This is a genomic window from Vibrio sp. B172a (assembly GCF_030248355.1).
Classification (GTDB): Bacteria; Pseudomonadota; Gammaproteobacteria; order Enterobacterales; family Vibrionaceae; genus Vibrio; species Vibrio owensii.
The window spans coordinates 371366-382565 of sequence record NZ_JAHGAC010000003.1; the positions used below are offsets into that span (position 1 = coordinate 371366).

General features: G+C 46.7%; 9 protein-coding genes. All 9 read right to left on the reverse strand.

Annotated features, from left to right (window positions below; translation table 11 throughout):
- Positions 1-31 precede the first annotated feature (31 nt).
- The 9 genes from KIT90_RS05260 to KIT90_RS05300 all read right to left on the reverse strand — a co-directional run bounded on the left by KIT90_RS05260 (position 32) and on the right by KIT90_RS05300 (position 11200).
- Entirely contained in the window at positions 32-1459 is a 1428-nt protein-coding gene (locus tag KIT90_RS05260; protein ID WP_285375731.1) for a chain-length determining protein, read from the reverse strand.
- Entirely contained in the window at positions 1456-2580 is a 1125-nt protein-coding gene (locus KIT90_RS05265) for a glycosyltransferase (RefSeq protein ID WP_285375733.1), read from the reverse strand. Before KIT90_RS05265 ends, KIT90_RS05260 begins: the two co-directional genes overlap by 4 nt.
- A 96-nt stretch (positions 2581-2676) precedes the next feature.
- A complete protein-coding gene (locus tag KIT90_RS05270; protein WP_285375734.1) occupies positions 2677-4062 on the reverse strand; it encodes an O-antigen ligase family protein in 1386 nt (461 codons plus the stop codon).
- The gene (locus KIT90_RS05275) at positions 4059-5480 is read right to left on the reverse strand and encodes a lipopolysaccharide biosynthesis protein (protein ID WP_285375735.1); all 1422 of its coding nucleotides are present in this window, start codon (positions 5478-5480) and stop codon (positions 4059-4061) included. Before KIT90_RS05275 ends, KIT90_RS05270 begins: the two co-directional genes overlap by 4 nt.
- Positions 5473-6645 carry a glycosyltransferase family 4 protein gene (locus KIT90_RS05280; RefSeq protein WP_285375736.1) on the reverse strand — a complete coding sequence of 391 codons (1173 nt, stop codon included), beginning with the start codon at positions 6643-6645 and terminating at the stop codon, positions 5473-5475. The genes KIT90_RS05275 and KIT90_RS05280 overlap by 8 nt, the downstream gene beginning before the upstream one ends.
- 10 nt (positions 6646-6655) lie before the next feature.
- Positions 6656-7840, reverse strand: a complete 1185-nt coding sequence (locus KIT90_RS05285) for a glycosyltransferase (protein WP_285375738.1) — start codon at positions 7838-7840, stop codon at positions 6656-6658.
- A gap of 152 nt (positions 7841-7992) precedes the next feature.
- Complete coding sequence (locus KIT90_RS05290) at positions 7993-9069, reverse strand: glycosyltransferase family 4 protein (RefSeq protein ID WP_285375741.1); 1077 nt, start codon at positions 9067-9069, stop codon at positions 7993-7995.
- Positions 9044-10603 carry a sigma-54 dependent transcriptional regulator gene (locus KIT90_RS05295; protein ID WP_285375742.1) on the reverse strand — a complete coding sequence of 520 codons (1560 nt, stop codon included), beginning with the start codon at positions 10601-10603 and terminating at the stop codon, positions 9044-9046. The genes KIT90_RS05290 and KIT90_RS05295 overlap by 26 nt, the downstream gene beginning before the upstream one ends.
- 213 nt (positions 10604-10816) lie before the next feature.
- Complete coding sequence (locus KIT90_RS05300) at positions 10817-11200, reverse strand: Hpt domain-containing protein (RefSeq protein ID WP_171371264.1); 384 nt, start codon at positions 11198-11200, stop codon at positions 10817-10819.

Consider the following 11200-nt stretch of genomic DNA (forward strand, 5'->3'; position numbering starts at 1 on the left):
CATCGCACCAAGGAGCAATCAAGTATTCGGTCTAAAAGGCTATTTTTGGAATGGTCGTAATCACTGGCACCCCAAGGTGTTTCTCGAGTGTTTTACGCGAGCGAATCGAATTGTCAGCCAGTTCAACAATGGATGCCAAACCGATCCCTAAACCTGCTCCGCCAATGAATCCTAAAATGACAAATACAAACGCTGGCAGGTTGGCAGGAATCGTTGGAGTGTAAGGTTCATCAATGACTTTCACACGTTTGTTTTCCTCAAACACACCTAAAGACCCGGTGAGCTGTGCCATTTCGTAACGTTCAACCAGTTCGTCATACAACTCGCGTTTTACTGTCACGTCGCGAGCGAGACGGTTGATTTCAGTTGCGGTACTACCAAAACGGTTTGCATTGACTTCTAGTTCCTGAATCATACTTTGCAGGCTAATGGTTTCTTCCTGAAGCGACTCGTATCGCCCGCGCATGATTTGCAATTGATGAAGCTGAGAAACAAGCAGAGGTTGCGCATCACCAATATTGCTTACCGTTGCTGTACTGGCGATATCCCAAAGCTGATTGCTGTTCATTTCAGGTTGTTTTGAGTTGAGTAGAACCGAACGCTCTTGCTCTAGGCGATTTAGTTCGCGCAGCTTACCTTGAACCATGCTGTGTGCTTCTGTGTACTTGGCGCGAAGTAGGGTTAATTCACTGCGGATCTCGATGATTTGTTCCTCAATCTTACCAATCACTGGGTTGGTCTTTGAAAGCTGTTGGTCCAAGCTACCCAAGCTTCGTTTTACACCTGCTAGTTCCGCTTCTTTCTCTGCCAATGTCTGCTTTAGGCTCGCTAAACGAGTCAGGCTTTGCGCTTGCATCTCTGGTGTAGCGTGCGAGTAGGCGTTTTTGTACTCCGCAAAAGCTTGCTCGGCTTTATCCAATTCTTCGCGGCGTTTATCGATGTGAATGGTAAGAAAGTGGCTTGAGTCTTTAATTGAAGAGCGCTCTGGCGCAAGCAACTGCTCAACAAAATGATCACTGACGGAACCAAGCACTTCTTCCATGCCTTCAGATTTACCACTGGTTAACTGGATTTGAATGAAGTCTTTGCCAAGCTGTTGAACCGTGAGGCGATTGGCAAGATCTTTAATGATGAACTCTTGCTCTTTCGGACCCATGGTGTCGTCAATCAAACCTTGCTCCTGAGCAACCGAATACAGCACATGACGGCTTTTTAGTAAGGTGCTTAATGCGCTCAAGCGGTCTTTCAACATCGTCGAGACGGCAAGGTCCTCAAGGAACGGGTTCATTTTGGCTGTTTCTTGAATCAGCATGCTCGTGTGCGCTACATATTTCGTTGGCATCATTTTACTGACGACAAACCCCAAGATTGGTAACACCAACATAGGAATGACAATCAGGTAACGACGTCGCCACGCACCGTGCAGTAATAGGGTGATGTTGTCTCTTAAATCGTTCATAACGCCCTCACTAATTGCTCAACTTGACGTGCTCTTGATTGCCAACTTTGTTGTTGGATGATCGAGAGTGATCCTTCTGGTGGTGGGAGTAAGTGATTGAGGCTTGCACAAACATCATCCACGTCCGCCACAACATGCAACATATGTTGGTAAGGCTTAAGTGCTGGGAAAGCCGTACTGATGACTGGTGTACCCGTTGCGAGGTATTCCAACAGTTTAAGTGGATTACAGGCTTGAATTTGCGCGTTATCGACGAATGGCAGCCAACTTGCGTCCCAATGCTGTGAGTAGCTAGGTAAATCTTGATGTGCTCGTGGTCCTAGGTAATGGACGTTGCTTCGTTGTGGCAACGGGGTGTGAGGAAATTCATTTGGACCAATAAAGACCAAGTCCCAATCCTGCGCTTGATCGGCCACTTGCTCTATCAAACGGTAATCTAACCATTCTGATAGGCTGCCGTAAAACCCCAGTACCTTTCGACCATTGTTTGGCATATCTTGCGCTTTGGCTGCTGGCTCTGAGAACAAACTGAAATCCACCCCATGCGGTAGGGTAACGGTTTTCTCTTGTGGAAACTCAGCGGCAATTTTGTCGCTTGCAGCCAGAATCAGGTCTGCGCTGTCAATCAGGTCTGCTTCATGTTCCAAAACGGTTTGGTGGTCCACACCTGCTAGTGCGCCAAAGTCATCACCACAGTAATAAACAATGCCTTTGGTGCTCATTTCTCGGCAAATATCCACAGCGGTGGGCAGTGATGTCCAAAAAACGGCATGTTGAAAGCCGAGCTCATTCAGCTTTTTGCTCAGTTGATATTTCATCATTTTTGTCGCGACGCTACGTGCCAATTTCGATTTGGGAGCAGGAATCGTCAACAGAGTAATGGTGTGGATGTTTGCGTCTTCTTCACGACCGAAAGGCGTTTGGATCTTGTCTTGTTGTTTGACCGAACCAGTCAGTTTAGTGACGAGGCGTTTAGCGTCTTTCGGCGTAAATTTTGGCTGCCTTAAGCCAATAGAATTGACCCAAAGAATACGATGGTTGTTCGCTAGGTGCTTTATCAGATGTTGAGTGGAAGATGGCAAGCCGCCGAAGTCTTCTCCAAATACTACGATATCTGTCATCGTTCTCTCCTTGAGCCAATTGATTCGTTGTTGTTACTCAGAGACGTATCACGATGTGTGCCAAGGGGCTAAGTTTCATTAAAACAAGGGGTTAGCTTATTTCTTAATTTGAGAAGGTGAAGATTTCTCATTTTGACAATCAGTTTGAACGATGCGATTTATCACTATGGTTAGTGCGGCAAGTATGTAAATCGGCCAAGTGAAGCCTTGAGTGAGGAAGGTCCCCGAGACTATGGTGCCGATAAGTCCGCTCAATACGGCGTTTGCACCTACAGATAGGGTGAAGTGGGATTTTTCAGTCAGAAGTGAAATGGAACGCAATGACGTTTTTACCAGAGATACAATCAGAGTAATGAAAACCGCTAAACCAACAAAACCGGTTTCAGCCAATACACCAAACCATGTACTGTGCACTGCGTGGTTAATGCCATCCCAATGCGGGCTATAGAAGAAATAGTTGTAGTAGAAGTTCTCTAAACCAACGCCAGTTATTGGGTTGTCGAGTGCCATTTTGAAAGCCGCTTCCCAAGCGTACAAACGTCCCATTGCAGAGGCATCAATACCGGCTTCTGCTGCGCCGCCCGATGCTCGCCCAGAGATCCCAGCTACAGCATAAAGAATCAAAGCCGCGACTAAGCCCAGGAAGACAACCAATGCCTTACTCTTGATGTGTTTGAACGCGAAATACGCGAAAACTGAAAGCGCTCCTAATAGACCACCGCGGCTTTGTGTCTCAAGGATAGACATAAACAGAATGATACAAGTGAGCAGCGCGAACCCTCGCAGCCACATGGACGACCGTTTCTCGACCAATTGGCTCACCGTAAAGGCGAGGGGGAACATCAAAACCAGCGCCAAGTCATTGGGGTCGCCTAATACCGAGCCGAATGAACGACCAATCGACACACGCGTTCCTTCAACAATATCAATGCCGTTAGTGGCGTTATAAAGTGCAACGAGTCCGACCAACAACCCAGCAACGATAATCGCTTTTGACATTTGTGCGAGTTGTTTGGGGGTGGTGATAAGCCAAGTGATCGCCAGTGTCATCACAATGATCTTCCAATACGTATTCTTGAACACGGTAATCGCGATGTCGCGTGCCGAGGCGAACACAATACCGATGATGACTAACGCCCAGAAGATGAACAGCCACTTTAAAGAAGGGTGCCAGAAGACCGATAGCTGACGACTGATCAATAGATGAAAAGACAGCGCTCCAAGTGCGCCCAAAGACAACAATAATGGGATTTTGAAGTTGTAGATAACGGGAAACGCTTCGTGAATTCGAAAGAAAGAGAAGATGACGAACAGAGTCACAAGCCAAAAGGTTTGGTTGAGCACAAACAAGATGGCAAGCGGAGCAAAACAAATTGCGACAATCAAAATCGGATGCGGCATCACCAACCACGCTAAAGCGATAACCACAGTAATGGTTATCGCAGCGATGATTTGGGTTGGTCTCACATCCGTGGCATTCATAACGTCACTCTTTTCGCTTCCGTTCTTAATCTCATCACAAGATTGCTACGTGTTTCCTTAGACATGTATCGGAAGGCGATGCCTGCAAGCAGTGTGCATGTCAAAATGCAAATCACAATCGCGCTTCCGATGGATTGAGTAGAGTAAAGCAGGAACAGTGCCACTCCTGAGATGATTTGTAATGCGACCATCAAACTTAGGTGGAAAGGAAGCTGCATGCACTGTTGTCCAATCACGAACGTCATCGCTAGTTTGGCTAGTTGCGCGTAGTAAAGTGCGATGAATACGCCATAAATACCAAGAGAAGAAAGCGAAAATAGAAGAGTAATTGCGACGCCAGCGGCAACGACATTGATTCCCAGCAACCAGCGAGTGCGACGTTTGTAAAGAATCGCGATGTTCAGCAGTTCGCTCCATTCTTTGATCATAGCGATTGGCAGAAGGAACAATGTGTAAAGCGCGGCTTCTTGATACGTTTCTGGTAAAAACTGGCTGATCATAATGAAGGCCAGGGTCGCGACTAGGACAGTAAGTGCTGCAATATAAATCATGCCGAAGTGAGAAATTCTAACGGCTTCTTTACCACGATTACGCTCTAGATACGCAAATCGACGTGGCATCCACCACATACCGAATGGTTGAACCAAAATACACATGCCAATGGCAAACTTCACCGCAATCGCGTAAACACCAAGTGTTGCTAGTGAAGCGTTCGCACCAATGAACCAACGCTCGGCACCGTTCAAGCAAAAAGCGACTAGCGCAGACATCATGACAGGGATGCAGTAATGCAGATGTTGCTTTGCGATCGCCATGTCAGGCATGACAACTCTGTATTTATTGATAATGTGTAGCCAGGTAAATTGGATAACGGCAGCCAGTAGACCACCAAGCAAGACAGAAATGACGTGTGGGTAAAACATCAAAGCGGCGACAATAAATACAACTTGAAGCACGGTGGTGGTCACCATCACGCTAAGCAGGGTTTTCGCTTTATCATCTTGCATGCGCAGCCAAGCAGTACCGATACCAATCGCGCCTTCCAAGATAATTGCTAACATCAGTACGATAAATTCAAACTGAGAAAACGGACTAGGAATCGGAGCAACGATAATTGCAAACAGCAGAACCAAGCCAATCGCTGCTGCGATCCAGACAGAAAGCGAGTAGATTTGATTGAGCATGGTCACTTTCTTATCGCCATCTTTCTCTACACCAACAAAGCGGTACAGCGCCTCGTGCATTGCCATGCTCGCAAGTAGGGCTGTTACAACACCAAAAGAGGTTAGTAACTCAAGTTTGCCCATTTGCTCAGGTGAGAGAAACTGAGGAAGCACTGGCAGCATGATTAAGCTGATGCTTTTGTTGATCACCAACGCAATGGCGAACAGTGACATATTGGTCATGGCTTTAGACATGGTCATATCCTTTGACGTTGTCGCGCTTCTTTGCGCTGTCTTGAGCTTTATTAGTCGGGTCAGTACAAAGCTGTTGGGTAATATCGAAGTAACAACGTTCTGCGGTGTATAAACTCGCAACGTTCAGTGCCTCCATCCCCATGGTGACTTTTAGCCAAGGCGCTTCGTTTAAAAGTCGAATGGCATTGTGAAGAGAAGCCGCGTCTTTCGGTGTGTATTTAATGCAGTTCTTTCCATGGGTTAACACTCGATCCCAATAGCTGTCGTCATGTGGAATCACGACACACATACCAGCGGCTAACGCCTCTAAAATTGATAACCCAAACGGTTCGTTCTCACTGGTCGACACAAACACACCACACTGTGCTCGTAGCTCGTCAAGGTTGTCTGGTGACTCGTGCCATTCAACGTTTGCTTGAGTGAAATCTGGCTTTGAACATTCAACGCCTTCAATGTTAGGTTTGATGTAACAGATGGTCGCGTTTAGGTTCGCTGACTCATCCAACTTCATCGCGTCGAGCAACAGATCAACGTTCTTCCATTTCAAGAGGCTGGCAGCCCAGAACACTCGATTAGAAATCGGGTTCGCTTGCTTTGGTGCGCGTTCTGAAGACAAGCCGTTCACAAACGAAGAGGTGTTTAAGGTTGTCCAAAAGCGTTCTACCGCCGGTTTTGGCATTTTTAAATAGGCAGCAAGCGCATCAATCATGGAAGCACGAGTGTTCGATAAATAATGAATCGCAGACGCTTTTACTAAGCAGTAGCCAGATGAGCGAGACACGCCGACTGGACCATGCACCATTTGCACGATAGGTTTGCGATTGAACAGACGAAGCAGGTACAAAGGCATGTCGTTGTTTGGTGAAGACAAACCCATAAACCAGTCGAGTTTTGGTAGTTTGAACGTGACCAAAATCAGTTGCACCAGGTAAAAACAGTTCATCAACCAATAAGCGATACCATGATGAGACGTGATTGGAGAACGCTTGATTTTCAATACCTGTACGCGAGGGTTTGAGTTGAATGTGGCAGTCCAGTGTTCTGGATTTGTCGTCGCGACATAGCTAATCACATCACGTTGGTCACACTGTTTAATCAACTCAGCGTTGGCAATTTTCGAGCCGCCTTGCATTGGGATGGCGTCAAACATCAATACACGTTTCATGGTGAGCTCCTTAGTTGATGTTTAACCAGCGCGAAATTGGTTTCATGCAGTGGCTGACAGGCATGGGTGTCAGTTCTTTCTGCGTCAGTTCATCGCGGTAAATGTCTTCAATCGCTTTGACTGAGGCAGAAACCGTCAGATGCTGATTCGCGTGTTGATGCGCATTCTCGGCTAGCTTATTTCGTAGCGGCGCATCTTGAATCATTTGCTGAATCGCATTTAACAGACTTGCCATACCGTGATTAGCGAACAAAAGGGCACTGTGGTTGTGCTCAAATAATTCTGGGATGCCACCTGTTTTTGGTGCAATGATTGGTAACTTCGCGAGTGCTGCCTCACCAAGAACAAGACCAAATGCCTCTTCGTAAGCACCACTGATAAAGGCATCTACATTACCTTTCATCCAATCTCCGGCGTTGTGTTGTTCCCCAACAAAATGCACACGATCCTCCACACCCAAATCAACGGCTAGCTGCCTCAACGCGATACGTTCTTCACCATCACCAACAATCACCAAATGTGGATTCTGTTGATGGTAGTTGTGCATACGCATGGCTTGGATTAAGCGGTCAAAGCCTTTGCGTTTAATGAGAGATCCAACCGAAATAAAGGTGAACGCTTGGTGAGGAATGCCCAGACGATCTTTGACATCGATAGGTGCATCGTGACTCTCCAATGACACGCCATTATGAACGACATGAAGGTGTTCTTCTGGGTAGCCATCTTTGAGAATCTCGTGACCCACATCTTTACTCACACAAATCAATTTTGGAGAAAGGTGCAGACCCAATGAGAAGCGGTCACGCAAAGTGTAGTGGCAGTGTAGTTGCGTCACCAAAGGGATGTGATTCATACGAGCAGCTAGGCACATCCATTGGCATGGGCCGCCACTGTTTACGTGGACAAGGTCAATGCTGTGCTTTTCGATCAACGCTGTGCCTTGTTTGATCAAATCGTTCCAACCGCTGATGTCCCAGCGAGGCGTGTTCCAACCGCCAACAAGGCTGAAATTCGAATGTTCTGCTTCGATGCCCAAGGATTGGCATTTCTCAATCAAAGGCTCGCAGTTTGACCAGACAAACGGTTGGTACTGGTCGCGGTCAATATTTGTGATGAGGTCAAGCAGTACTACTTCGCTGCCGCGAATCCAGTTATCACCATAATGAACGTAAAGAATGCGTTTTGGAGTAGTCATAGTCGTTACCTCGGTTAGCCAATCTGTTTGGATTAGCTATTGCAACCGAGATGCCAAAATATGCCATTGATTTAAGCGTCTGTTTTTAAATGGGAAATGTAGTGGTCGTAAAAATCAGATACGAAACTTCTCAAATTGAGAATGGATATGCATCAAGTGTGATTCTCAATTTGGTAGCGTTCAATCAGAATAGGAATGATGCTGCGAGAGGAATAGTGCGCTTTGATGGTCTCAATCGCTTTGTGGCGCATTGGGTATTGTTCGCTATGACTCATTTCCAACCAGCCATTGATCTTGTCGGTTAGCGCTGGAATATTGTGAGCGAGGAATCCATTTTGACCATCTTGGATTAAGTCAGGAAGGCGACCAACGTCAAGGCTTATCACAACGATACCACGCGCCATCGCCTCTAACGCCGCCATTGGCAAGCCCTCATAGCGCGATGAAATGACGAGAACGCTGATATTACGCCAAACGGCATCCATGTCATTTTGATGACCGTGAAATATCACGTTGGTTGGTGCACTTTCTACGAGTCTCGGTTTTTCTGGTCCGTCACCATAAATAGAGAACTCGATATCAGGAATTTGGCGGGCAATATCGATGAAGCGATCTGCGCCTTTCTCATGGCTTAGGCGGCCAACAAATGCGATTTCTTTGTAGCGACAATGCTGTTCGGGAATCGTAACAAAGTTATTGAGCAATTCTGATTGAGTAGGGAGCTTGTCTTGGATGGCCTGACTCACCGCAAAGCTGTGATCAGAGAGCCGCGCGGAATATCGGTCGAGCCAGTCATACGCCCAAACTTTGCCCGTTGGTGTTTCACCGGCGTGGTAGGTGGAGATTAAGCGGGGAAAAGTACGAGTGAATAGCTTTGCGCTTCTGGCTAACAGTGCCGCTTTGTATCCATGGGTGTGAATAACGCTGGGTTGATGCTCAGCCACCGCGCCAGTGATTTGTTTGACTGGAATGGTTTTTGACCGTTCTGACTTTGGGCACAGGTGCCATAAATAGCTCACAGGGATTTGAGCTTGGTTTAATTTGTCGATAAGTGGTGCTGGTGGATCGTATTCCACCACCAACACAACTCGTACGTTAACATGAAAGGACTGCAACCCAGTGGCGAGTTCGACTACATGGCTTTCAATACCACCATAAATGCGGCTATCTAGCAGTATCCAAACTTCGCCAACAACTGGGATCTCAAGATTGTTCGAGATTAGCTTCATCCGCTTCCCACGCTTGTTTTTTGCGATACACGGTGGAAGGGCTAAGCTCCAACATCACCGCCGCGTTAAGCACATTACCATCACAATACGCAATGGCGTTTTGAATCGCCTCTCGCTCAACTTTCCACATTGGACGAATGGTGCCATCGGAATTGAAGTAAGGTGATGACACTTGCGCCGCAGGGCTTGCTGGAGGCGCTTCGTTCGTAACCATAGTTGAGGCGAACTCTGGTTGCGCAGATGTTTCTACAGGCGCACTTTCTAATGGTTGTGCTTGCATTGGCATTGTAGTGGAGACTGGATTTACCGCGGCTACTTGAGCACTTTCAACATGAGGTGGAGTGACAGTGCGTGCTTTTGACGGCTTGCGAGTCAGTTGAGCGGGTAGGTGTGCCAGCGTCACTTTGTCATCGTCATTCAACACGACAATGTTGCGAATGATGTTTTGCAACTGACGCACATTGCCTGGCCAGTCATAATGCTTAATCACATGTTGGGCTTCGCTATCGATATTACTGAACTTCTTCTTATCCTGCTTCGCGTATGTGGTTAAGAAATGCTTAGCTAGCGTGACAATGTCACTACCACGTTCGCGAAGTGGTGGCATATCGATTGGCACAACATGCACACGATAGTACAAGTCTTCGCGGAAACGACCTTCTTCCACTTCGGTCAATGGATCTCGGTTGGTTGCACAGATAATCCGTACATCCACCTTCATCTCTTTGGTGCCACCAAGCGGGGTGTAAGTTCCTGTTTGCAGAAAACGTAGAAGTTTTTTCTGCATCTCAAGTTCCATTTCACACAGTTCGTCTAGGAATAGTGTGCCGCCGTGGGCTAGCGTTGCAGCACCTTTACGGTCGGTGGTTGCACCGGTAAATGCGCCTTTAACGTGACCGAAAATTTCACTTTCCATCAAATCGCGTGGGATAGCGCCACAGTTAATGGCAATAAAAGGTTTGTCTCGACGGTCACTTTGTCTGTGAACCGCTTCCGCACACACTTCCTTACCCGTACCACTTTCACCAACGATAAATACGCTTGCAGAGGTTGGAGCAACCGCATCAATGGTCTTGTAAACTGCTTGCATCGGCAGGCTAGAGCCAATAAAACCATGGTAGTTGTGGCGATCGAAGGTCGATTGAATGTTTTCGACGAGATTTTCTAATTTCGCGCGTTTTAAGTGAAGAGCTACTGAGGTTTTTAAACGGTCAGCATTGATGGGCTTTTCTAGGAAGTCTTCCGCGCCTTTCTGGATAAGATTGACCGCGAGATCGACACTGCCGTGCGCCGTTGCGATGATGACGGAGGTCGGGATCTCGTTTTCATTGATCCAGTCTAACACGTCTTCGCCCGACATGTCCGGAAGTTTAAGGTCGAGAATGATAAGTTGCGGTTTGCTGCGCTCAATGAATTGAATCGCCTCACGTCCGGTTTCTACGTGGAAGATGTCGTAAGGCTCATCCTTGACGTACTGCTTATAAAGTATGGCTAGTGAAGTAGAGTCTTCTACCAGTAACACCCTTGGTCTCATAATCCTTTCCCAACTTTCTTCAATTCGTTGTTTTAATGCGTTAAGTCGGCTTGAGGTTCATGCTGTCATGATAAGTTCGTTTTTCTTGCCTCAAGCTGATGGCTTCTTTTCGATTCTCATTTTGAGAATCTTTATATTTAAGTATTAGCACACGCTGTGAGGATTGCAGAAAATTCTTTATTTTTTAGTTAATTAAATCCCTGAAATTTGTTGTTAGTCTTCAAACCCTTGCTCTTTTCTTTGGTTTAGCGCGGTAAAAGACTGTTCTGCCAGTTCTGGTAAGGATTGGCAAAGCTCAAAAGCTTGTTTTGTATCACCTTCAACACAGTATTTCTCGATGGTGCGAGCGTGACGCGATAGAGTGCGATTACCCAAGGCAAGTGCAGAGCTACCAAGCGTGTGGACTTCAAACTCCATCGCTTCTTTGTCTTGGCTGTTGAGTGCCTGCTGAATCTTTTCGACGCGCTCGCGAGATTCCTCAATATAGTGCTCGATTAAGGTAGGCATGATTTCCGCACAAGTGTCTTTGATCATTTGCTGAAGAATCAACTCGTCGACCAATTCTTGCTCCAACGTTACATCTGCTTGAGTATTCAT